17 protein-coding genes are annotated in these 22,834 nt (G+C 71.4%); 4 read left to right on the plus strand and 13 right to left on the minus strand.

Annotated elements, in window-relative coordinates; all coding sequences use genetic code 11:
• The first annotated feature begins 47 nt into the window (after positions 1-47).
• On the plus strand, positions 48-1,766 hold the full coding sequence (glgP, locus tag SFY69_01175; protein MDX2130645.1) for an alpha-glucan family phosphorylase: 1,719 nt from the start codon (positions 48-50) through the stop codon (positions 1,764-1,766).
• On the opposite strand, the gene SFY69_01180 is transcribed toward glgP, so the two are convergent.
• The 6 genes from SFY69_01180 to SFY69_01205 all read right to left on the minus strand — a co-directional run bounded on the left by SFY69_01180 (position 1,763) and on the right by SFY69_01205 (position 8,609).
• Positions 1,763-2,638 (minus strand): DNA methyltransferase, encoded by an 876-nt coding sequence (locus SFY69_01180; GenBank protein ID MDX2130646.1) that lies wholly within the window; start codon positions 2,636-2,638, stop codon positions 1,763-1,765. The two genes, glgP and SFY69_01180, sit on opposite strands and share 4 nt — an antisense overlap.
• A 3-nt stretch (positions 2,639-2,641) precedes the next feature.
• Positions 2,642-3,706, minus strand: a complete 1,065-nt coding sequence (locus tag SFY69_01185; GenBank protein MDX2130647.1) for a DHH family phosphoesterase — start codon at positions 3,704-3,706, stop codon at positions 2,642-2,644.
• The gene (locus tag SFY69_01190; protein ID MDX2130648.1) at positions 3,703-4,683 is read right to left on the minus strand and encodes a riboflavin kinase; all 981 of its coding nucleotides are present in this window, start codon (positions 4,681-4,683) and stop codon (positions 3,703-3,705) included. Before SFY69_01190 ends, SFY69_01185 begins: the two co-directional genes overlap by 4 nt.
• Before the next feature lie 13 nt (positions 4,684-4,696).
• Positions 4,697-6,187, minus strand: a complete 1,491-nt coding sequence (locus tag SFY69_01195; protein MDX2130649.1) for a PGPGW domain-containing protein — start codon at positions 6,185-6,187, stop codon at positions 4,697-4,699.
• 33 nt (positions 6,188-6,220) lie between these two features.
• The gene (locus SFY69_01200) at positions 6,221-7,318 is read right to left on the minus strand and encodes a TerC family protein (protein ID MDX2130650.1); all 1,098 of its coding nucleotides are present in this window, start codon (positions 7,316-7,318) and stop codon (positions 6,221-6,223) included.
• A gap of 67 nt (positions 7,319-7,385) precedes the next feature.
• The gene (locus SFY69_01205; GenBank protein ID MDX2130651.1) at positions 7,386-8,609 is read right to left on the minus strand and encodes a TerC family protein; all 1,224 of its coding nucleotides are present in this window, start codon (positions 8,607-8,609) and stop codon (positions 7,386-7,388) included.
• Positions 8,610-8,804: 195 nt separating this feature from the next.
• Here SFY69_01205 and SFY69_01210 point away from each other — a divergent pair, with 195 nt between their 5' ends.
• From SFY69_01210 to SFY69_01220, 3 genes are all read left to right on the plus strand, one after another.
• The gene (locus SFY69_01210; GenBank protein ID MDX2130652.1) at positions 8,805-9,386 is read left to right on the plus strand and encodes a methylated-DNA--[protein]-cysteine S-methyltransferase; all 582 of its coding nucleotides are present in this window, start codon (positions 8,805-8,807) and stop codon (positions 9,384-9,386) included.
• Positions 9,383-10,147 (plus strand): copper homeostasis protein CutC, encoded by a 765-nt coding sequence (locus tag SFY69_01215; protein ID MDX2130653.1) that lies wholly within the window; start codon positions 9,383-9,385, stop codon positions 10,145-10,147. Before SFY69_01210 ends, SFY69_01215 begins: the two co-directional genes overlap by 4 nt.
• Before the next feature lie 75 nt (positions 10,148-10,222).
• Entirely contained in the window at positions 10,223-12,211 is a 1,989-nt protein-coding gene (locus SFY69_01220; GenBank protein ID MDX2130654.1) for a fructose-bisphosphatase class III, read from the plus strand.
• Here the strand turns inward: SFY69_01220 and SFY69_01225 are convergent.
• The 7 genes from SFY69_01225 to SFY69_01255 all read right to left on the minus strand — a co-directional run bounded on the left by SFY69_01225 (position 12,148) and on the right by SFY69_01255 (position 22,748).
• Entirely contained in the window at positions 12,148-13,674 is a 1,527-nt protein-coding gene (locus SFY69_01225) for an efflux transporter outer membrane subunit (GenBank protein MDX2130655.1), read from the minus strand. The genes SFY69_01220 and SFY69_01225 overlap by 64 nt on opposite strands.
• Entirely contained in the window at positions 13,671-14,759 is a 1,089-nt protein-coding gene (locus SFY69_01230; GenBank protein ID MDX2130656.1) for a biotin/lipoyl-binding protein, read from the minus strand. The genes SFY69_01225 and SFY69_01230 overlap by 4 nt, the downstream gene beginning before the upstream one ends.
• 21 nt (positions 14,760-14,780) lie before the next feature.
• On the minus strand, positions 14,781-15,569 hold the full coding sequence (locus SFY69_01235; GenBank protein ID MDX2130657.1) for an ABC transporter ATP-binding protein: 789 nt from the start codon (positions 15,567-15,569) through the stop codon (positions 14,781-14,783).
• 65 nt (positions 15,570-15,634) lie between these two features.
• On the minus strand, positions 15,635-16,783 hold the full coding sequence (locus tag SFY69_01240; protein MDX2130658.1) for an ABC transporter permease: 1,149 nt from the start codon (positions 16,781-16,783) through the stop codon (positions 15,635-15,637).
• Positions 16,780-17,433, minus strand: a complete 654-nt coding sequence (locus SFY69_01245; GenBank protein MDX2130659.1) for a TetR/AcrR family transcriptional regulator — start codon at positions 17,431-17,433, stop codon at positions 16,780-16,782. The genes SFY69_01240 and SFY69_01245 overlap by 4 nt, the downstream gene beginning before the upstream one ends.
• A 122-nt stretch (positions 17,434-17,555) precedes the next feature.
• Complete coding sequence (locus tag SFY69_01250) at positions 17,556-18,716, minus strand: ABC transporter permease (GenBank protein MDX2130660.1); 1,161 nt, start codon at positions 18,714-18,716, stop codon at positions 17,556-17,558.
• A gap of 111 nt (positions 18,717-18,827) precedes the next feature.
• Positions 18,828-22,748, minus strand: coding sequence for a PDZ domain-containing protein (locus SFY69_01255; protein MDX2130661.1), 3,921 nt, complete (start codon positions 22,746-22,748; stop codon positions 18,828-18,830).
• Between the last annotated feature and the right edge of the window lie 86 nt (positions 22,749-22,834).

A 22,834-nucleotide genomic window follows, 5' to 3' on the forward strand; every position in this document is an offset into this window, starting at 1 on the left:
GGACCCACGATCCGATAAACTCCCCGCCCCGTGAGGAGGACGACCGCGTGCAGCATTCGCCGAAAGTCGCCTATTTCTCGATGGAGGTCGGCCTGGAGTCGTCCTTGCCCACCTATAGCGGGGGGCTGGGCGTGCTGGCGGGAGACACGCTGAAAGCCGCGGCGGACTTGGGTGAGCCCGTGGTCGGCGTGACGCTGCTGCATCGACAGGGGTATTTCCACCAGTCGCTGGACGAGGCCGGGCGGCAGGTCGAGTCGGCCGTGCGCTGGGACCCGCGGGACTTTCTGCGTCCTGTGCCGGCGCGCGCGTCGGTGACCGTCGCGGGTCGCGAGGTGCACCTGCGGGCGTGGGTGTACGAGGTACACGGCGCGCGCGGGCACGTGGTGCCGGTGCTGATGCTCGACAGCGACCTGGACTCGAACCACCCGGCGGACAGGCCCCTGACGGGAGCGCTCTACGGCGGGGACCACCGGTGGCGACTGGCGCAGGAGATCGTGCTCGGCATCGGCGGCATCCGGATCCTGCGGAGTTTCGGGCTGCGCGACCTCGCGTGCTACCACATGAACGAGGGGCACGCGTCGCTGCTGACGGCGGAGCTGTTGCGCGAGGAATCACTGCACCTGGGCGTGGGGATCGACTCGCCCGACGCCGCCCGGCTGGTGCGCGAGCGCTGCGTGTTCACCACGCACACGCCGATCGCCGCGGGGCACGACCGCTTCGACCTGGACCTGGTGCGCGACGTGGTGGGCCCGTCGCAGGTGCTGGCGCGCAGCCCGTTCTTCATCCACCACGAGCACCTGGACACGACGCGCACGGCGCTGGCGCTCTCTCGCGCGGCGAACGCGGTGTCGGTGCGTCACGCGGAGGTCTCGCGCCACATGTTTCCCGGCGCGGAGATCGCCGCGATCACCAACGGCGTGCACCCGGCGACGTGGGCGAGCCCGTGGATGGCGGCGCTCTTCGACCGTGCGGCCCCCGGGTGGCGCGGCGACGGGGAGTTGCTGGAGCGGGCCGCGGCGCTCTCGGACGCGGACCTGCTGGGCGCGCACGCCCGGGCGAAGCGGGCGATGATCCGGCGGATCAACCGGGAGACGAACGCGGGGCTGTCGGAGGGCGTGCTGACGCTGGGCATCGCGCGACGGTGCACGCCCTACAAGCGCCTGGACCTCGTGCTGTCGGACATGGGTGCGCTGGAACGCGCGGCGCACGCGGCGGGGGGCCTGCAGCTCATCTTCTCCGGCAAGGCCCACCCGCGCGACGGGGGCGGCAAGGCGATGATCGAGCGGCTGAACGCGGCGGCGCACCGCTCGTCGGACCTGATCCGCATCTGCTTCGTGCCCGGGTACGACATGGACCTGTCGGCGGCGCTCGTGTCGGGGTGCGACGTGTGGGTGAACGTCCCGCTGCGGACGCTGGAGGCGTCGGGCACGAGCGGGATGAAGGCGGCGGTGAACGGCGTGCCGTCGTTGTCGGTGCCCGACGGCTGGTGGCTCGAGGGACGGCGCGAGGGCGAGACGGGCTGGAGCGTGGGCGAAGATCGCGCGCCCGGCGACGCCGGTGAAGAGTGGGAGCGGGACGCGCGGTCGTTCTACGACGTGCTGGAGAAGTTCGTCGCGCCGCTGTACCGGTTTGATCGCCCGGGCTGGGCGCGGGTGATGCGCGGGGCGATCTCGCTGAATGGGTCGCGGTTCAGCACGCACCGGATGGTCCGCGACTACGCGCGGGAGGCGTGGAAGCTCGGCGCGCTCGCCCCGCAGCCGGTCTAGGCCGGGTCGTCCTTGCGCATCAGAAAGACGTAGTTGAACCCGCGGAGGAAGAAGTTGCCCTCCTCGGCGGCCCGGCGCCAGTTGGCGCGCTCGAGCTTGCGGTTGCGGCGCGCGACGCAGATGATGTCGAGCGGGCGGAAGCGGGCGGCGAGCATCGAGAAGAGTTCGAAGCCGATCGGCATGAACGCCCCGCCGGGCACGCCCTTTTTCTTGCGGAACGAATCGCTCACGTACAGGGCCATGCAGCGCCGGGGGCGCAGCACGCGGTCGATCTGCGCGATGACGCCCGCCATGGCCTCGTAGTAGGCGCGGCCCGCGTCTTCGCCCCCCGCGCTGAGGCGTCCGATGCAGTCGGGGTGATCGCTGTAGTCGACGTGCGTGGAGTAGGGGGGATCGACGAACACGAAGTCGGCGCTGGCCGGGGGCATCGGGAGGGCGCGTGCGTCGGCCTGGCGGATGTCGGGGCGGGAGGGCGCGAGGTCGAAGCCGTGCCCGACGCGGGCGAGGTCGGCGCAGACGTCGAGCGTGGTGCCGCTGCCGCACATGGGGTCGACGACGACGTCGCCGGGGCGGGTGTAGCGCATGAGGCACTGCCAGATGACCCAGGAGGGCGTGGCGCCGACGTACTCCTTGTCGCCCTGCATGGCGGGGGCGCGCGTCGGGGGCGCATGGCGGGAGCGTTGGACGGTGCCCTGGTCGTCGACGAACGAGTCGTAGTGCTGGCTCGGGTACTCCCAGAGCGTGGTGGAGAAGAGGCGGAGGACCGGGCGGTCGGGCGCGCGGGACGCGGGCGGGCGCGAGGCGTCGGCGCGCCGGGGGCGCGGGGCGGGGGTGTTGTCGGGCGAGCGGTGGGGGTCGGGAGGCCGGGGCATGGGTCAGCTGCGCAGCGCGGCGGCGATGAGGCGGACGACTTCACGGCGCGTGGCGTCGAGATCGAGGGGCATGCGGGCGCCGGCGGCCTGCACGTGCCCGCCACCGCCGATGGCGCGGGCGACCTGGTTGACGTCGACGGTGTCGGGCTTGCTGCGGAGGCTGATCTTGGTGAGGGGACCCTTGCCGCCCGGCGCTTCGGCGGGCTCGGCCTCGGTGAGCAGGCAGGTGACGAGGACGGTGCGGAGGGTCTGGCCGAAGTCGACGAAGCCGCCGGACTCGCCGGGCTGGGCGCGGGTCTCGTGGTAGTCGGCGCGGCGGAGGGTCATGACGGCGAGCCGGTCGTGCTCGAAGAGCTCGAGGCTGGCGAGCGCGCGGGCGAGCAGGCGCAGGCGCGAGGGGGATTCGCGCTGCTCGACGACCTGGTGCAGGTGGGCGCTGTCGGCGCCGGCGGCGAGCAGTTCGCCCGCCGTCTCCATGACGGCGCGCGAGACGTTGCTGTGGCGGAACCAGCCGGTGTCGGTCGCGAGCCCGAGGTAGAGCGGCTCGGCGACGGCTCGCGGGAGCGCGCTGAGGGAGTCGGCGCCGAGCAGCAGGCGGCAGAGTTCCGCGACCGGCTGGCAGGCGGCGGCGGCGCCGGTCTCGATGTGACGCCGGCGCGCGACATCGGCGTCGCCGTGCATGTGGTGGTCGACGATGGCGGTCATGTCGGACCGCGACGCGAGGAAGACGCGCAGTTGCTCGAGCTGCGCCCACGAGCCCGTGTCGAGCACGCAGACGGCGTCGATCGCCGGATCATCGGGCGGGGCTTCGTTGGGCGCGAGCACACGGTGGGGCGTGTCGCCGGCGATGTCGGCCAGCCACGCGGGGGGTGGGCCGAAGTACCACGCCTCGGCGCGCGGGCGCGGGTTCCACGGGCCCGGATGGTTGAGGGCGCGGACGAGCGCGAGCGTGGAGCCGATGGCGTCCCCGTCGGGCTTCACGTGCGTCGTGACGACGATGCGCCGGCGCGGACGCAGAAACTCGCTGACCTCGGCGAGGGAAGCGCTGGTTGTCCAGGCGGTCGTCATGCGGAACTCCCGAGCGGAAGGGGGAGGGTAGGAAGCGCGGGCGCGTGCGCCAGGCGCCGCACGAGCGCGATGTCGCGTGCCATCTGGTCGCAGAGCGCCCCGACGGAGTCGAATCGAAGGTCGTCGCGGATCCACGACGTGAGCGCGATGCGCAGCGGCCAGGCGTACTCGGGCAGGCCCGGGATCGGCGCCCAGCGGGCCGGCGCCTGCGCGGCGTCGGCGGGGTCGAGCAGCAGGTGGGCCTCGAGGCGGCGTCCGACGCCGTCGAACGTGGGGCGGGAGCTGACGCTGACGGCCGCGGGCAGGCGCCGCGCGTCGGGGAGGGTGGCGACGCCCGCGTAGACGCCCTCGGCGGGCAGCGCCTGCTCGGTGCGGATGTTGGCGGTGGGGACACCGATCTGGCGTCCGCGCCGATCGCCGGGCACGACCTCGCCGATGATCTCGTACGGGCGTCCGAGCACGCGGGCGACGTCGGCGACGCGGCCGTGCGTGAGCAGCCAGCGTGCGAGCGTGCTGCTGGCGCGGGCGAGCTGGTGGTCGCCCAGCACGACGTCGACGGGCTCGACGACGTCGCAGACGAAGCCGTGGCGGGCGCCGAGTTCGTGCAGGGTGCGGACGCTGCCGCGCCGCTGATGCCCGAAGCGGAAGTCGTGCCCCTCGACGAAGTACGCGGGGGCGTGGCGCGAGAGGATGTCGCGGATGAAGTCCTCGGGCGAGCGGGCGAGGAGCGTGTCGGTGGGCTCGAGTGGCTCGACGAGGTCGGCGCCGGCGTCGCGGAGCAGGTCGGCGCGCTGCTCGAACGAAGTGAGCCGCGCGGGCGCGTGCGCGGGGCGCAGGCGGGTGGTGGGATGCGGATCAAAGGCGAGGGCGACGACGCGTCCGGCCGGGCCGCACAGCTCGCGGGCGCGGCGGATCAGGCGCTGATGGCCCAGGTGGACGCCGTCGAAGTTGCCGATGGAGATCGCCGTGCGCGACACGACGCGAGCGTAGTCAGGCGGCCTCGTGACTGGCCGGCGGGCCGTCGGAGGGCGCGGAGGGACCTGTATCAGCGCCGGGCGCGTCCGGAGAGGCTCCGTTGCCCGCAGGGCTCGCGGCGGGCTTGCGGACAAATGCCAGGTATCCCCAGGCGGCCTGCCCGACGAGCACCGGGATCGCGCCCAGGATCGCGCCGAAGAGGGGCATGGGTGTCCAGATGTACAGGCTCGCGAAGAACGCGAGCGTGCCCAACACCAGGGGGATCATGATCCACGGGCGGAAGCGGCGTCGGGCCGCGGCGGCGGAGGCTTCGGCGGCCTTCATCGCCTTCCCGCGGTACTTCTCGAGGAGTTCCCGCGCCCATGCGAACTCGTTCGCGAGGATGGCCAGCGCGATGAAGGCGACGGGGATTCCCGGGCCCGGCCCGGGGATCATGATGAGCGCGATTACCAGGAGCGACCCACCGACGACGAGCACGACCGCCTGCCGCGCGCGGCGGAGCGCGAGGCGGGCCGCCCGGTCGGCGTCTTCGCCCAGCGCGGAGATGTTGTCCGGCAGGGGCGTGCGCGGGCGCAGCGCGAACACGCCCCCGGCGCCGACGCACAGGAAGATCACCGCGAGCGACTCGAGCATCGTCGGGTGCAGTGCGCGCGGCAGGGCCATGACGATGGCGGCGTACGTGATGGCGCACGCGAGGCCGATCTTGACGAAGCGCAGCCAGCCCTTGAGCCCCTCGAGCGCCCCGTAGATGGAACGCAGGCAGAGCAGCGCAAGGGCGTTGGAGGCGAAGAGCAGGAACGGATCGCGGGAGAGGGCGAGCGCGGCGGGGACGGAGTCGAAGGAGATCCAGAGGTCGGCGGTGCCGAGGAGGACCAGGGCCGCGAGCAGCGGGGTGAAGGCGAGACGCCCGCCCTCGCGGGTGAGGATGTCGTCACCCCGGAAGCGGGAAGTGGGGGGTATGTACCTGCGGAGGACGGCGAGGATCCAGTTGCGACCTTCGTCGAAGGACTCCTGGCGCACCACGAGCATGCGCAGGGCGGCGAGGAGCAGCAGGCCGCAGATGAGGAATCGCGCCCAGGGGGCGACCTCGAGCACCCAGGCGCCGCTGCCGATGAGGGCGCCGCGGACGGCCATGGCGGGCAGGACGCTCCACATGAGGACGCGGTGTCGTGCGTCGGGGGGCGTGCGCAGGTGGGTGAACAGCGCGGCGACGACGAAGACGCCGTCGAGATCGAGGGCGACCTGCCAGAGCGTGAGGGTGATGAGTGCGAGGCCGGCCTTTCTCGGGGAGAGCGTGGGTGCGCCGTGCGCGTCGAGCCCGAGGCCGAACGTGTGATGCTCGAAGCCCAGCGCGATGAGGAACGCGACGCCGAACATGAGCAGGACGTAGAACCCCGCGCGGGCAAAGAGCGAGGCGCGCGACAGCGGCCCGCGTGGGGATAACTGCAGGTCAAGGACGACCAGCAGGCAGACCAGGGAGATGAGCAGGATCCACGGCCAGGGCATGGAGGCGGGGCGTCTCCGGGTGTTCGACCGTTCTTAGGCGCCCGGGGGCGGGTCGGGTTCGGCGGGATCCTGTTGCTTGGACGAGACGACGAAGGAGGTGCCGATGCCGACGATGAGCGAGGCGGCGATGATGCTGAGCGAAACGCCCGGGGAGAGGTGCACCGGTTCGGCGGGCAGCCAGCCGAGCCACGCGGGCACGCCGGCGAAGGCCCAGTCGGCCAGGCCCCGCAGGTGTTGGACGCCCTCCAGCAGCATCTTGACGCCGACGAAGGCGAGGATGAAGGCGAGGCTGAACTTGACGTACGTGAACTTTTCGATGAGCGCGGCGAGGGCGAAGTAGAGGGACCGCAGCCCGATGATGGCGAAGACGTTGGACGTGAAGACGAGGAACGGATCGCGGGTGATGCCGAAGATGGCGGGGATGGAGTCGATGGCGAAGACGACGTCGGTCGTCTCGACGACGAGCAGCACGACGAAGAGCGGGGTGAAGAAGAACTTGCCGTTGATGCGGGTGCCGAAGCGCTGCCCGTCGGGCTCGGGCGAGATGGGCAGCAGCCTGCGGGAGAGTCGCAGCACGAACCCGTTCTCGGGGTGGAAGTCGTCTTCCTTCTGGGCGACGAGCTTGTAGGCGGTGAAGATGAGGATGGCGCCGAAGAGGTAGAGGATCCACTCGAACTGGGCGACGAGGGCCGAGCCGACGCCGATCATGATGCCCCGGAGGATGAGGGCGCCCAGGATTCCCCAGAAGAGGATGCGGTGCTGGTGCTCGCGCTTCACGCGGAAGTGCGAGAAGATGAGCGCGATGACGAAGATGTTGTCCATGCTCAGCGAGTACTCGATGAGCCAGCCGGAGAGGAACTGGATTGCGGCGGGGCGGCCCATGCCGCCGGCGGGGGCGGGGTCGTCGCCGGGGCGCATGTGGGCGAACTTCTCGCCGATGCCGAACAGGTCGTGCTCGTAGATGAAGTAGACGCCGACGTTGAACGCGAGCGCGAGAACGACGCACACGCCCGTCCAGCCGAGCGCCTCGCGGATGTTGATGATGTGCGGCTTGCGGTTGACGAGGAACAGGTCGATCGCGAGCATCGCCAGCACGAACACGATGAAGCCGACCCACAACCACGCGAGCATGCGAGCGTCTCCGGCGACCGGCGCGCTGTCGGGCCGGTGCGGACCGGGACGGTAGGGTGCGCCGGGGTCAGGTGCCCGGGGGCGCGGCGGGGGGATCGCCCGAGTTCGCGCGGGGCGTGCTGGGGAAGAGGATCGAGAGCACCACCGCGCCCGCGAGCGTGGCCAGCACGGCGATCAGCGAGACTTCGGCCTCGATCTTGACGGGGCGTCCGGCCTCCAGGCCCAGCACAGGGAGGTACGGGGGTACGCTCAGCAGCAGGAGCTTCACCCCGACGAAGGCGAGGATGAGGATCAGGGCCGGCTTCAGGAACCGGAACCTGGAGATGAGGGCGGCCAGGCAGAAGTAGAGCGCGCGCAGCCCCAGGATCGCCAGGATGTTGCTGGTGAAGACGATGAACGGGTCCGGGGTGATGGCGAAGATCGCCGGGATCGAGTCGACGGCGAAGATGAGATCCGTCACCTCGACCATGATGAGCGCGAGGAAGAGCGGGGTGGCGGCCTTCCCGGCGGTTCGGAGCGTGCCCGGGGGGGGCGGGTCCATGACCATCTTGCCGGTGGCGGGGTCGGTCGTGTAGGTCGGCGGGACCGTGCGCCGCGTGAAGAACCGCTGCCCGTCGTAGAACGTGACGGTGGGGTACAGCCGCCGCGCGAGGCGGACGACCGGGTTGCGCGAGGGGTCGGACTCGCCGTGGACCAGCGCCATCTTGGCGGAGGTGAGGAGCAGGAACGCGCCGAAGATGATGAGGATCCAGGTGTAGCGGAGGACGAGTTCGGCGCCGAGGAAAATCATGATGCCCCGCATGACAAGGGCGCCCAGGATGCCCCAGAAGAGCACGCGGTGCTGATAGCGGGCGGGAATCGCGAAGTACGAGAAGATCATCGCGATGACGAAGATGTTGTCCATCGCGAGCGATTTCTCGACGACGTAGCCGGTGAGGTAGTGCTTGGCGGCGGTGGACCCGAGGACCTCGCCCCGGATGATGACTTCCTCGCCCACCCCGGGGTTGGGGTTGTACATGGGGGTGGAGAGCCCCAGCCCGAGCCAGTGGTTCTCGTAGGCGAGGTAGACCACGCCCGCGAAGAGCACGCCGCAGGTCAGCCAGATCACCGACCAGGTGACGGCCTCCTTCATGGAGACCACGTGCGCCTCGCGGTGGAAGACACCCAGATCAAGGGCCAGGAACGCGCAGATGAGCAGCAGGAAGATCGCGTACGCCCAGGGCTTCAGGGCGGCGGGATCGCCGGCCGCCGGGGCAAGGTCCTGTGCGAGAACAACGACTTCCGCCAACATCACGACCTCCGCGCGGCGCGCGACAGGGCTGACGCTGGTCTCGCTCGCGGCGTCGATGCGACGCGCCGTGGGGGCCGGGACCGGGGACAGCCGCCCCGATCCGTCTTGACGACCCGCACGCCCGCGCCGGCGGCGCGGAGAACTACTCCCCAAAGCCCCGACTATAGGAGGGCGCCGGCGCGATATCGTGCGGGCGTGGACACAACGCGACAGGGCGAGGGAGAACCGGTGGTTGTGCTCCGACGGGTGCTGCGGACCCCGCTGGGGTGGGTCGAGGTGGTCGGCGGCGCCCGCGGGGTGCGACGGGTGGGGTTTCTCGACGGGGCTCCGGCCGTTGGGGCGCCCGCCGGCGCTGGTGACGCGGCGTGCGCAGACGCCGCGCGGTGCGCGGCGGACGATGGGACCGCGCGCGGCGCGGTGGATCGGTGTGCCGATCAGGTCCGCGAGTACTTCGCGGGCGCGAGGCGGGCGTTCGACGTGCCGCTCGACGCGGGCGGGACGGCGTTCCAGCGACGGGTGTGGGCGCTGCTCGCGGAGATCCCCTACGGAGAGACGACGACGTACGGTGAGATCGCGCGCCGGTTGGGCGATGCCCGGGCGGTCCGTGCGGTTGGTGCGGCGAACGGCGCGAACCCGATCGCAATGCTTGTGCCGTGCCACCGCGTGCTGGCGTCGGACGGCACGCTGCACGGGTACGCGGGCGGGCTGGAACGCAAGCGAGCACTCCTGGAGTTGGAGGGCGCGCTGGGAGCGATGTTCCGCGGGGTGCGCGCATGAGCGGACGCGAGAACGACACGACGGCGGCGGGCACGGGCGCGGTCCCGGACGCGGGCCCCCGAGCGAAGCGCGGCGCGGCGCCTGCGCGCGCGGCGCGGATCGAGGTCGCGGTGGATTCCGTCGAGGACGCGCTCGCGGCGTTCGACGCCGGTGCGGACCGCGTGGAGTTGTGCGCCCGCCTGGAGACCAACGGCGTGACGCCCGACCTCGCCGACGTGCGCCGGGTGGTCGCGGCGGGGCGCGGGCCGCTGGCGGTGATGCTGCGCGAGCGGGCGGACAGCTATCGCGCGTCGGCGCGCGAGGTAGACGCGATGGCGGCGAGCGCCCGCGCATTCTCGGCGGCGGGGGCGGCGCGGCTCGTGTTCGGGGTGGTCGCCGACTCGGGCGAGATCGACCCCCGCGCGTGCGGGGCGATCGTCGCGGCGTGCGGGGGCGCCACGCCCGTCTTCCACCGCGTGTTCGACGCGCTGGCGGACTGGCGGGGCGCGATCGAGACGCTGGTCTCGCTGGGGTTCGGCGGGCTGCTCGCTTCGGGCGGGCAGAGCGTGCGTGCGCCCGGCGCGACCGACCGGCTACGCGCCGTGCGCGGCGCAATCGGCGGGCGGCTGGACCTGCTGCCCGGCGGCGGGGTTCGCGCCGACAACGCCCGCGCCGTGCGGGAGGCGTCGGGGAGCGACTGGCTGCACACGTCGGCGCGGGACGCGCACGGGCGGTTCTCGCCGGGGGTCCTGCGCGCGCTGCGCGAGGCGGTGGCGGAGTAGGGCACGGCGCCGATCGCCGGGCGGCGCCCCGGTGTTTCGACGAGGCACGCCCGCGGGGCTCTACACTGCGCGCTTATGGGTACAAGCCAGGGCCAGGGGCAGGATTCGGGGGAAGACGTTCGTCGTCGGAGCATGCTGCGTTCGCTGGCGGCGCGGTTCCCGACGGCCGAGAGCGCGATCTGCGAGATCGCGGCGCTGCGCGCCAAGCTCACGCTGCCGATGGGCGTGGTGCACGTCATCTCGGACGTGCACGGCGAGGACGCGAAGCTGCGCCACGTGATCAACAACGCGTCGGGCGCGCTGCGCGGGCTGGTGGAGCAGGTGGTGGGCGACCGGCTGAGCGCGCGGGAGAAGCAGCGGTTCCTGGCGGTGCTCTACTACCCGCGCGAGTCGATCAACGCGTTCTCGCGCGAGATCGTCGCGAGCGGGGAGCGCCTGGAGTGGGTGCAGCGCACGCTCACGCTGCAGTTCGAGATCGTGCGGGTGCTCCGCACCACGTACCGGCGCGACCGCTTCGAGGCGCTCATCCCCCGCACGTACCGCGAGCTGTTCATGGAGCTGGGCAACGCGCTGCGTCCGGCGTACATCGGCGAGATGATCCGCGGGCTGGCGGCGCACGACCGCGACTGGGGCGCGGTGCGGGCCGCGGCGAGGCTGATCCGGAATCTGTCGATCGACGAACTGCTCGTGATCGGCGACCTGGGCGATCGCGGGCCCCGGATGGACCGGGTGTGCGACACGCTGATGCGTCAGCCGTCGGTGTCGCTGCTGTGGGGAAACCACGACATGCTCTGGGTGGGAGCGCACCTCGGGCACGAGCCCTGCATGCTCACGATGCTGCGGTTCTCGGCGCGGTACCGCCAGGCGGCGCAGTTGGAGGAGGGGTACGGCATATTGACCACGCCCCTCGAGCGGCTGGTGCGCGAGGTGTACGCCGACGACCCGGCGGAGCACTTCAAGCCCAAAGGCGTGGGCCTGCGCGACGAGCGGACCGTGGCGCGGATGCAGAAGGCGCTCGCGATCATGCAGTTCAAGAGCGAGGGGCGGATGATCGAGCGCCACCCGGAGTGGGAGCTGGATCACCGGCGATTGCTGCACCGCATCGATCTGCGGGCGGGCACGGTCACCATCGGCGGCGTGACGCACCCGCTGCTCGACACGCGCCTGCCCACGATCGACCCCGCGAACCCGTACGCCTACTCGCCCGAGGAGCAGGCGTGCGTGGACCGCCTGCGCGACTCGTTCACGCGGTCGATGCGCCTGCGCGAGCACATGGAGTGGCTGGTGCGCCACGGGGGCATGTGGACGCGGCGCGACGACGTGCTGATGTTCCACGCGTGCGTGCCGGTGGATGGGCAGGGCGTGCCGCTCTCGATGCGCGTGGACGGGCGCGAGGTCGCGGGGCGAGAGCTCATGGACGCGCTCGGGTCGGTCGTGCGCCGAGCCATGCGCAAACGCTGGTTCGGGCTCGACGAGGACGCCGACTGGCTCTGGTACCTGTGGGGCGGCCCGCGCAGCCCGCTGTTCGGCAAGGACAAGCTCGCGACCTTCGAGACGTACTTCCTGGGCGACAAGAGCACCCACAAGGAGACGAAGAACGCGTACTTCGATCTCATGCACGACGCGGCGTTCATTCGGAAGATCGGCGCGCTCTTCGGCTGCGGCGAGGACGTGCTCGTCGTCAACGGGCATGTGCCCGTGAAGATGGAAAAGGGCGAGGAGCCCCTCAAGCGCGGCGGGAACGCGATCACCATCGATGGGGCGTTCAGCGCCGCGTACGGCGATCGCGGCTACACGCTCGTCATTCGCCCGGACCGCATCGACCTCGCGCACCTCGCGCCGTTCACGGGTGTGGAGTCGGTCGTGCACGAGGGGGCCGACATCGAGCCGGGCGTGGGCACGGTGCGGCGGTATCCCGGCGCGCGCACCATCGGCGAGACGTGGCACGGGCGCGAGATCCGCCAGGACATCGAGAACCTCGAGACGCTCGTGCGGGCCTATCAGGAGGGCGAGGTGGTGGAGCGGGACGACTCGTCGGCGGGCGGTGCGGCCGCGGGGTCCTGAGGCGGGGCGTCGGCGTCGGAAGGCGTAGTCTGCCCGGCGCTGGTGTTGGGGTCGTCTTCCCAGCCGCCCCCGAGCGCCTTGTAGACGAGCACGAGTGATCGCGTGACGCCGAGTTCGCTCTGCACGAGCTGGTCTTCGGCGTCGTAGAGGTCGCGCTGGTTGACGAGCACGGAGAGGAAGTCGCCCACGCCGCTCTGGTAGCGCTGGGTGGAGAGATCGACCGCGCGCCGGCCGGCGTCGACGGCCTGGGCGAGGAAGCGCCGGCGGTCCTGCTGCTGGGCGAGGTCGGTCAGGCTCGCCTCGACCTCTTCGAGCGCGAGCAGCACCGAGCGTTCGTAGGCGAGGAGCGCCTGCTCGGAGCGGGCGTCGGCCGCGGCGATGCGCTGGCGGATCTCGCGACGGTCAAACACGCGCCAGCGCACGCTGGGGCCGATGGACCAGAAGCGGCTGGAGGAATCAAAGAGCGTGGCGAGGTCGGCGCTCTCGACCCCGCCCGCGCCGGTGAGCGAGAAGGACGGGTACAACGCCGCGGTCTCCACGCCGACGCGCGAGACCGACGCGGCGAGCTGGCGTTCGGCCTGGCGGATGTCCGGGCGCCGGCGGAGCAGATCGGAGGGCAGCCCGACGGGCACGCTGGCCGGGGGCGTGGGGATGGCGGCGGGGGCGCGGAGTTCGTCGAGCAGCGCGTCGGGAGATTGGCCGAGCAGGACGCCCAGGCGGAACGTGGCGCGGCGGATCTCGGCGCGGATGGGCGGGAGTTGTCCCTGGCGGTTTGCGAGCTGCGCGCGGGCCTGCTCGGTCTCGATGTCGGGGGCGATGCCCGCGCGGGCGCGCGAGGCGGTGAGGTCGAGGGTCTCGCTCTGCGCGACGACCGCCCGCTCGCCGACCTCCAGGCGCTGCTGCAGCGAGCGGAGCTCGACGTACGTGCGCGCGACCTCGGATGTGAGGGTGACGAGCACGTCGCGCCGGGCTTCTTCGGTGGCCTCGAGGTCGCGGTCGAGGGCCTCGATGGCGCGCCGGCGCCCGCCGAAGATGTCCAGTTCCCACGAGACATCCAGGCCGGCCCGCCAGAGGCTGTTGGGCTCGTCGCTGCCGAAGGCGTTGGCGATGGTGCCGCTGCGCTGGCTGCGGGAGAACCCGCCCGCGGCGTCGACGCTGGGCAGGAGGGTGGAGTCGGCGGCGCCGCGCAGCGCGCGGGCCTCGCGCACGCGGGCGGCGGCGATGCGGACGTCGTGGTTGCCGGCGACCGCGCGCGCGATGAGCCGGTCAAGCACGGGATCGTCGAAGACCCGCCACCAGGTGGCGATCGCGGTGTCGCGCCCGCTGGTGGCGACGCCCTCGTCGGGCGCGAGCGAGGCGAACGACGCGGGCGTGCGGACGGCCGGGCGTTCGTAGTTCGGGCCGACGGGCGCGCACGCGCCGGCGAGCGACGCGAGTGAGAGGGCGAGCAGGGCGCGGGTCATGGGAGTTCCTCGGTGGTGGGAGCGGATGAGACTTGTCCGAGCGGGGGGGCCTCGATGAACACGTCGACCTGCTGGCCCACGAAGAGCGGGAGGTCGCGCGGGGGGAACCGGAAGATCACCTGCAGCACGCGTGTGTCGACGCGCTCCACGCTGTCGCCGGTGAGCGACCGCTTCGGCACCACGAAGGGCTCGAAGCGGACGAACTCCAGCTCGGTGCTGATGTCCTTGTTGCCCCGGGCGAACGCGCGGGCGCGGGCGCCGGCGCGCACGCGCCAGGCGTCGTGCTCGTCGACGTCCACGCGCACGTGCAGCGGGTCGACCGCGCCGATCATGATGTGCGGGGTGCTCAGCGTGCCCGCGGCGGCGAACTCGCCCGCGCGGAGGTTCACCTGCAGCACACGCGCGTTGAGCGGCGAGCGGACGATCCGACGCTCGATCTCGACACGCACCGACTCGGCGGCGGCCTTGGCCTGCACGACCTGCGCCTCGGCCACGCCCAGCTCGTACGACCAGGTGCCGGCCTCGAGCAGCGCGACCTCCGCCCTGGCCGCCTCGAGGCGTGCCTCGCTCATCTGCACCGCGAACCGGCGCCGGCTGATCTCGTCCTCGCTGCGGGCGCGCGCGTCGGTGATCTGCTCCCACTTGCGGAGCTGGTCGCGCTGGTCGGCGAGGGAGGCTTCGGCCTCGGCGACCTTGGCGCGTGCGGGGGGCAGCAGTTCGGGGCGGGTTCCCGCCGCCAGGCGCGCAACGGTGCGCTCGGCCACGCGCACCGCCGCCTCGCGCTCCGCGAGCTGGGCGCGGAGCGCGCGCGTGTCGAGCTCGAACAGCACGTCGCCCGCGGCGACATCGGAGCCGACGCGCACCGGCAGCGCGGTCACGATCTCGCCCACGGGGGCGCCGATGGCGATGTTCTCCGACGACGATTCGACCAGGCCGGAACCGGCGACGAACGAGTCGTACGGCGCGCGGGGCGGCTCGATGACGGGCGGCTGGGCTATCTGGGGGCGGCTTCCCTTCACGACCTGGACGGTCGCGAAGACGACGCCGGCGATCGCGAGCAGCGGGATGAGATACGTGCGGATCATGGCGAGCCTCGGTGGTATGGGTCAGGGGGCGTGGGGCAGGGCGTGGGCGGACTTGCGGTGCGACTGGCCGGTCGTGACGTTCACGATGCGCCCGTCGTCCATCTCGGCGATGCGGTCGGCGAACTCGAAGATGCGCGCGTCGTGCGTGACGACGACGAGCGACAGGTCGTGCCCCTCCGCCACGTCGCGGAGCAGTTCCATCACCTTCTGACCCGTCGCGTGGTCGAGCGCGCTGGTCGGCTCGTCGCACACGAGCAGGCGCGGGTTGTGCACCAGCGCGCGAGAGATCGCGACGCGCTGCTGCTGCCCGCCAGAGAGCCGGGTCGGCGTGTCGCGGGTGCGGTCGCCCAGACCCACGCGCGCCAGCATCGCGCGGGCGCGTTCGACGGCCTCGCGGCGCGACACGCCGTTGATGAGCAAGGGCACGGCGACGTTCTCGGCGATGGTCAGCGTGGGGATGAGGTTGAACGCCTGGAACACGAACCCGACGTTCGCCGCGCGGAACCGGGTGGTGGCGCCCGAGCCGATCTTCTTGAAGTCGGCGCCCAGCACCTCGCACTCGCCCTCGTCGCGGTCGAGCACTCCCGCGATGACGGAGATCAGCGTCGTCTTGCCGCAGCCGGAGGGCCCCACCAGCATCAGCAGTTCGCCCAGGCGGACGTCCAGGTCCACCCCCCGCAACGCGCGAACGGCGGCGTTGCCCGAGCCGTACGTCTTCGTCACGGCGCGGCAGCGGACGGCGACGGACTCGCCGTCGCGCAGCGTGGCGGACAGATCGGACGTGCGCGGGGCTGGGTTCGCGGGTGTCATGCGGTCCTCTTCGTCTGCTGCGGCGGGCTCGATGTGCGAGCGGGCGGCCCCCCCGCGGTGCGTTCCTACCCCTTGAACACGATCCCCGGCTCCACGCGCAGCGCCCGCAGCCCGGCGAGCAACGCCGCCACCGCGCAGATGCACAGCACGCTTACCGCCGAGCCCACCGCGAGCTGCCACGGCAGGTGGAAGCCCATCCCGATGCGCGAGAAGATGACGCCCGTGAACGCGGCGAGGCCGACCCCGATGCCGAACCCCAGCAGCCCCACGACGACGACCTGCGCGCCGATCATGCGGACCAGCCCCAGGTTGTTCATGCCCAGGGCCTTGAGGGCGCCGAACGTCTTGAGGTTGTCGGCGACGTAGTTGAAGAACGTCTGCCCGCCGACGAGCAGCCCGATGACAAAGCCCAGCGCCACGGTGATGCCGAAGTTGATGAGGATGCCCGTCTTGTCGAGCGTGTACGACGCGGTCATCCGGATGAACTCGTCGCGGGTGAGCGCGCGCAGCCCGGTGGTGTCCTCGATGCGCCGCGCGACCGCATCGATCGCCTCGCCCGGGTCGGCCTTCGCCAGCACGTAGGTGAGCTGGCGCCGCTGGGGCGGGGCCCAGGCGAGCGCCCGCGAGTAGGTCGTGTAGATCACCGGCTGCCAGTAGAACGCCTTCGTGAGCGTCGCCACGCCGACGACGCGCGCCGTGTTGTCGTTCACCGAGAGCGTGTCGCCCAGCGCGAGCGCGCGGCGCACGCCGGACGCGTCCACGATGGACAGGTCGCTGGCGCGGGCGTCCACGATCACCCCGTCGCTCTGGCGGAGGTGCTCGGGTGCTCCCTCGACCATGAGCGGCGGCGCGCCGATGAGCGTTGCGTCGTCGACGCCGACCACGGTGCACGCCTGGAGCGTGCCGTCGCGCAGGCGCACGGGGAGCTGGTTCTTGTACATCGGCACGGCCCAGCGCACGCCCTCGACCGCGCGGACGCGCTGCACCGCTGTGTCGGCGATGGGCTTGAAGTCTTCGGTGAAGAGCACCTGCGGGTCCATGACCCAGATGTCCGGCGACGGGACGTCGTCGATGAACGCCCACGTGCGCGTGGTGTAGCCCAGGAAGATCGCCGCCTGCTGCGTGATGAGCATCGACGCGAACGACAGCCCGATGAGCAGCCCGAAGAACTTGAGCCGGTCGCCCATGATCATCTTGATTGCCACGCGGATCATGCCGACACCCCCTTCCGCGCGTCGCCGGGCGCGAGCATGCCGTCGGTGACGGCCTCGAGCAGGCGGTACGCCGTCTCGAGCGGGTCGCGCCACCGCACCCACGGGCACGTGCCGTGGATGATGTACAGCGACGCGACGCTGTGGGCCGCGGCCCAGCAGATCTGCGCCACACGCTCCGGATCTCGGTAGCCGGGCTTGAAGCGCCCGGCGCGGATGCACTCGCTGACCGCCTGACGCATGAACGCGTACCCGTCGAGGTCCGGGTTGTCGCGCACGGTGGAGAGCACCGCCTCGGGGGGCGGCGGCTTGGGGGTCATGAACATGAAGCGGTAGTGGTGGGGGTGGTCGAGCGCGAACCGCACGTACGCCCGCCCGATCTCGAGCAGGCGCTCCACCGGGTCGGCGATGCACTCGGCCACGCCGAAGGCCTCGCGCAGCATGCAGCAGTCGTCGCGGCAGAGCTCCTCGATGAGCGCGTCCTTGTCGGGGAAGTGCACGTAGAGCGCGGGCGCCGTGTACTCGGCCGCGTCGGCGATGCGCCGCATGGTGACGTGCTCGAGCCCGTCACGCACGAACAGATCCCGGGCGGCGGAAAGGATCTTCCCGCGGGCGGCCGCCTTCTCTCTGGCCCGTCGATCGGCTGGGGGCACGGGGGGCTCCGGGTCGCACAGTGAACAGCGTTCACTGAACGCCGTTAGTGTACCGCACACTGTTCGCCGGTCAAGCCCCCGCGGATGCACTCCCCGCCCGGGCCCGGGCGCCGGGGGGGCGGCTAGCCCTTGAACACGATCGCCGGCTCCAGGGCGATGACCTTGCGGATGGCGAGCATGGCCGCGCCCAGCGCGATGACGATCGTGGCGGCCCCCGCGACGAGCAGGAGCTGCCAGGGCATGTAGAACGCCAGCGGGCTGTTCGCCGCCGCGTTGCCCATGGCCGACGCGATCCCGACGCCCAGCCCGTAGCCGATCCCGCCGACGACCCCCGCCTGGAGCAGGATCATCGCGAGCAGGCGTCCGTCGGAGGCGCCCATCGCCTTGAGCGTGCCGAAGTAGCGGAGGTTGTCGACGGTGAAGCTCAGGAACATGAACCCGGTGATGACGGTGCCGATGACGAACCCCAGGCCCACGGCGATCCCGAAGTTGATCGGGATGCCGGTGTTCTGGATGAAGTAGTTGATCGTGCGCCCCTTGAACTCGTCGCGGGTGTACGCCGCCAGCCCGGTCGTCTGTTCGAGGCGGTCGCACAGCGCGGGGATGTCCTCTCCCGGGGCGGCCTTGACGAGGATGAACGACAGCAGCTTGCGCTCGCGCGGGACGTACGACGTCGCCCGGGCGTACGTCGTGTAGATGGTCGGCAGGCTCTGGAAGGTCCGCGTGTTCTGGGAGATGCCCACGACGATCGCCCGCCGATCGTTGAGCTCCATGATGTCGCCCACCCGCAGCGGCTCGGGCGAGCCCCCGGGCGAAGCCGGTGGGCGGGCCAGGCGCGTCGAGGCGCCGACGGCGTCGACGATCACCGCGTCGGCGCGGCGCAGGTCTTCGAGGCGCCCTTCGAGCATGCGGGGCGGGCCGCCGGTCAGGGTCGAATCTTCGAGCCCGATGAGGTTGCAGTTCTGGAACTGCCCGTTGGCGAGGCGCGCGCGGGTCTGACCCTTGTAGAGCGGGGACGCCCACGCCACGCCCTCGACCCCTCGCACGCGGTACAACGCCGTGCTCGAGAGCGGCTTCACGTCGTCGATGTACTGCACCTTCGGGTCCATGACCCAGATGTCCGGGTCGCGCATATCGGTGAGCACGGCGACGGTGCGGCTCATGAGCCCCAGGAAGATCGAGCCCTGCCAGGTGATGACCATCGACGCCAGCGTGACGCCCATCACGATGAAGAGAAACTTCGACCGGTCGCGCACGAGCATGGTCAGGGCGATGACGAACACGAGCGCGACTACCTCCTGGCGACACCGGGCGCGCGGCGTCCGGCGCCGGCGACTCCGTCATTCTTCGCCTGCCCTGCCGGATCGTTTCGACCGCGGTGCGCCGGCGGATGCTCAGCGATCGCTCTCGGGGATGCCCATGCCCTTGCGGTTGGGGCTGGCCGGGCGCTTGGGGGCCCGGTACGGGCGCTCGCGGACGGCCTTGAGCATCTCGTCGATCGCGCGGTCGAGCTGGGGGTCGCCACCGTCGGTCATCCGGGCCGGGTCGTCGATGACCTCGATGTCGGGGTCGGTGCCGTGCCCTTCGACGCCCCACGTGCCATCGGTCTCGTAGAAGCCGAACGTGGGGACAGTGATCGCCCCGCCGTCAACGAAGCGCGGGTTGCCCGAGATGCCGACCAGCCCGCCCCACGTGCGCGTGCCGATGAGCGGCCCGAGCTTGTTGTGGCGGAACAGCCACGGGAACATGTCGCCCCCCGAGCCGGCGAGCCCGTTGATGAGCATGCACTTGGGCCCGAAGTGGGCGTCGGGCGGCCAGGGCCAGTCGTTGCCCTCGCGCCGGGCCCAGTAGTTCGTCACCGGGCGGTTGAGCAGCTCGATGAAGCGCGTGGGGATCTGCCCCCCGCCGTTCCAGCGCTCGTCGATGATGAGCGCCTCGGTCCCGCGCTGCCCGAAGAACTGGCGGTAGAGGTCGTTCTGTCCGTCGACGCCGGTGTTGGGGACGTAGATGTAGCCGACCTTGCCGCCGGACTTCTCCGCGACGTAGGCCCGCTTGGCCTCGATCCACGCGCGGTAGCGCAGGTTGACCTCGCTGGGGATCGTCTTGACGACGACCTCGCGTTCGGCCCCGTCGAACTCGGGGCGCGCGTTGAGCGTGAGCGAGACCGTCTGGTTGACCTTTCCGACGAGGGCCGCCCACGGGTCGCGGCTCGCGTCGACCGGCACGCCGTTCACCGCGAGGAGGTAGTCGCCGACCTTGGCGTCCACGCCCGGCTGGGCGAGGGGCGAGCGGGCATCGGCGTCCCAGGCGGCGCCGCCGAGGATGCGCGAGATGCGGTAGGCGCCGCCGGCGTCGGTCTCGACGCGCTCGAAGTCGCACCCCAGCATCCCGACGCCCACGCTCGGCTGATCCTCGACATCGCCCGGGACGCTGAGGTAGGCGTGCCCGACGTTGAGCTCGGAGATCATCTCGGCGATGATCCAGTTGACGTCGTCGCGGCTGGCGGCGTCGTCGAGCATCGCGCCGTAGTGGGCCTTCATGCCGGCCCAGTCCACGCCGTGCATCGTCGGCTCGTAGTAATAGTCGCGCATGATGCGCCAGGCGTCGTCGAAGATCTGTCGCCATTCCTCGCGCGGACGGACGGACGACTGCATGCCGGCGGTCGGCACGGTCTGGGCCTTGCCGCCCCCGGCCGCGGGGTCGTGGATCGCGATGCTCGAGCCCCGGATGACGAGCAGCTTCTTGCCGTCGGCCGAGAGTTCCCACCCGCCCGCGCCGGTGACGCCCTTCTCTTCGCGCTCATCGCTCAGGTACTCGATCACGCGGATGCCCGTCTCGCCGCTGCCGCGCGCCTGCGTGCGCGAGAAGATGAGCTTGTTGCCGTCGGCGACGCCCATGCCGCCGAAGTTCCCGGGGGCGACGGGCAGCGGCATGGCGCGGGCCTCGAGCCCGTCCAGTTCGATGACGAGCGGCTTCTTCTCGGCATCAGTCGCGCTCGCGGCGTCGGGCTTCCCGTCCGCCGCGGGCTGCCCGCCCCCCGCGTCCCGCGTCACGGACCAGTCGCCCGAGCGATCGCCGACGGTCCAACGTCCGCGGGCGGCGCCGTCCTTGAGCGTGCCGGTGAAGGTGACGAGGTTCTCGCCGATGCGCGACGTGAAGTCGAGCTGCCCGGAGGCGCGGTCGTACGTGCCGCTGAGGTCGCCCGAGCCCATCGCGCTGGTGATCGTCCCCGTGAGCCGCCCGTCGGGCCCGAGGGTGAGCGTCATGGTGACGGCCATCCCGGCGGCGAGTTCGGGGCTGGCGCCCGTGGCGGTGCCGGTCCACCGCCCGCTCACGCCGTCGTCGGGCGCGGCGTCGTCCTTCTTGTCGTCGTCCTTCTTGTCAGCGTCCTTCTTGTCAGCGTCCTTCTTGTCGGCGTCCTTCTTGTCGCTGTCCTTCTTGTCGGCGTCCTTCTTGGAGTCCTTCTTGTCGTCCTTCTTGAGCGTTTCCTCGTCGCTCTTGGGGAGCATGGGGTTCTTGACGTCCGCACGGAGCGGGGTCATGAGAATGACCTCGCTCCCGCGATACGCGTAGGTCGAGTCGAGGTCGGAATACTCAGGGTTGTTCACGGCCATCGCGGAGCGGTAGAAGAGATAGTCGCCCGTGCGATCGAAGGCCGGGCTGCCGGCGGCGAACATCCCGCTGGTGACGCGGGTCTTCTCGCCCGTCGCGACGTTCGCGATCCAGATGACCTCGGTCGAGGTGCGGTCGTCGGCGCGGGTGTACGCGAGCCACGCGCTGTCGTGCGACCAGCTCCACGAGGGCGAGTTCATCCACGGGTCCTTGTCGATCTCGCGCGTCTCGCCGGATTCGAGCGTCGTCACGAACAGGCGCCCGCCCTGGTCGGTGAACGCGATGTGCTTGGAATCCGGCGACCAGTTCGTGCGCGAGCGGAACCCGGGCCCCAGGTTGGTGAGCTTGCGGGGGGCGGCCTTGGCGTGCGACGCGGCGTCGTCGCCCGCGGGCTTCTCGGCGCCGTCGTCCTTCGGCTCGGCGTCGGGCGTGCCCGGCTCGTCCGGCTTCGCGTCGTCCTTCTTCGCGTCGTCGTCCTTCTTGTCATCGTCCTTCTTTGCTTCCGGGGGCTTGGCGTCGGAGGGGCGGACCCAGAGTTCGTACTCGCCGGCCTCGTCGGAGAAGTACGCGATCCACTTGCCGCCGGGGCTCCACGCGGGGTCGCGTTCGGCCACGCCGTCGGTGCGCGTGAAGTTGCGGACGACACCTTCCTTGGCCGGGGCCGACCAGATGTCCCCGCGCGCCTCGATCGCGACGCGCTTGCCGGTGGGCGAGATGCTGGCCGAGGTGATGGCGTCCGCCGCGTTCACGCGTCGGGCGCGCAGCGTCGGGCGATCGCCCGGCACGGTGACCTTCACCTCGCGCGACGCCTTGGTCGCGAGGTCGAGCAGCATGAGCTTGGCGCCGAGCTGGAAGACGATCTCGCCCCGCCCGTTGGAGCCCGGTCCGATGGAAGGCCAGCGGACGTCGTCGTCGGTGAAGGTCGTGATCTGCGTGGGCGTGCGCCGGGCGACGTCGTACGCCCAGATGTTCAGGCGGTGCTCGCGGCCCGCGTCGGAGAGGTAGTACAGCGTGGCGCCGTCGCTGCCGGGCACCCACATGGGGATGGTGTCGGTCCCTTCCCAGTCGGTGACGCGCCGGCTGGACTTGTCCTTGAGGTTGAAGAGCCACACGTCGGTCGCCATGCCGCCGCGATAGCGCTTCCAGGTGCGTGAATCGGTGGAGTGGGGCGTGTAGGCAAGCCAGGTGCCATCGGGCGAGATGGCGCCGAAGCCGCTGTAGGGCACGGGCAGGGGCTCGTACGCCCCGCCATCGACGTCGATGGTGAAGGCCTGGGTCTGGCGGGCGAGGCCGGCGAGCCCGTTGGTGATGAAGTGCAGGGAGTCGCCCGCGGGCGTCCAGTCGCAGAGCGTCTCGGCGCCGGGGTGATGGGTGACGCGTTCGGCGACGCCCCCCGCGACGGGCACGACATACAGGTCGCGGTTGCCGTCGTAGTTGCCGACGAAGGCGACGCGGGCGCCGTCGGGGCTGAAGCGCGGGAACTGCTCGGGGCCGGGGGGCGAGGCGATGGGCGTCGCGGTGCCGCCGTCCTTGGGCACGATCCACAGGTCGTTGGCGTAGGAGAACACGATGTGCGAGCGTGAGACGTCGGGCCAGCGGAGCATGCCGGCGTTCGGCGTCGTTTGGCCCGACGCGAGCGCGGGCAGCACAGTGCCCGAGAGGGTGGCGAGCAGGAAGGCGCGACGGCGCGACGAGCGGTGCATATTCACGCAAAAGTTCCCGGGAGAAGACACTTCGGTCAACCGCAAGGAGGCAAGTCTATCTCCCGCCCGGGCGCAGCGATGCCTCG

The organism is Planctomycetota bacterium (assembly GCA_033763975.1).
In the GTDB taxonomy this organism is placed as follows: domain Bacteria; phylum Planctomycetota; class Phycisphaerae; order Phycisphaerales; family UBA1924; genus RI-211.

What these genes read in the sequence shown, in the direction of transcription:
- SFY69_01220 (MDX2130654.1), top strand. Translation starts at nt 10,223, where the DNA reads ATGGGTACAAGCCAGGGCCAGGGGCAGGATTCGGGGGAAGACGTTCGT.
- SFY69_01195 (MDX2130649.1), bottom strand. Translation starts at nt 6,187, where the DNA reads ATGCCCTGGCCGTGGATCCTGCTCATCTCCCTGGTCTGCCTGCTGGTC.
- SFY69_01215 (MDX2130653.1), top strand. Translation starts at nt 9,383, where the DNA reads ATGAGCGGACGCGAGAACGACACGACGGCGGCGGGCACGGGCGCGGTC.
- SFY69_01185 (MDX2130647.1), bottom strand. Translation starts at nt 3,706, where the DNA reads ATGACGACCGCCTGGACAACCAGCGCTTCCCTCGCCGAGGTCAGCGAG.
- SFY69_01255 (MDX2130661.1), bottom strand. Translation starts at nt 22,748, where the DNA reads ATGCACCGCTCGTCGCGCCGTCGCGCCTTCCTGCTCGCCACCCTCTCG.
- SFY69_01205 (MDX2130651.1), bottom strand. Translation starts at nt 8,609, where the DNA reads ATGTTGGCGGAAGTCGTTGTTCTCGCACAGGACCTTGCCCCGGCGGCC.
- SFY69_01240 (MDX2130658.1), bottom strand. Translation starts at nt 16,783, where the DNA reads ATGATCCGCGTGGCAATCAAGATGATCATGGGCGACCGGCTCAAGTTC.
- SFY69_01225 (MDX2130655.1), bottom strand. Translation starts at nt 13,674, where the DNA reads ATGACCCGCGCCCTGCTCGCCCTCTCACTCGCGTCGCTCGCCGGCGCG.
- SFY69_01200 (MDX2130650.1), bottom strand. Translation starts at nt 7,318, where the DNA reads ATGCTCGCGTGGTTGTGGGTCGGCTTCATCGTGTTCGTGCTGGCGATG.
- SFY69_01180 (MDX2130646.1), bottom strand. Translation starts at nt 2,638, where the DNA reads ATGCCCCGGCCTCCCGACCCCCACCGCTCGCCCGACAACACCCCCGCC.
- SFY69_01230 (MDX2130656.1), bottom strand. Translation starts at nt 14,759, where the DNA reads ATGATCCGCACGTATCTCATCCCGCTGCTCGCGATCGCCGGCGTCGTC.
- SFY69_01235 (MDX2130657.1), bottom strand. Translation starts at nt 15,569, where the DNA reads ATGACACCCGCGAACCCAGCCCCGCGCACGTCCGATCTGTCCGCCACG.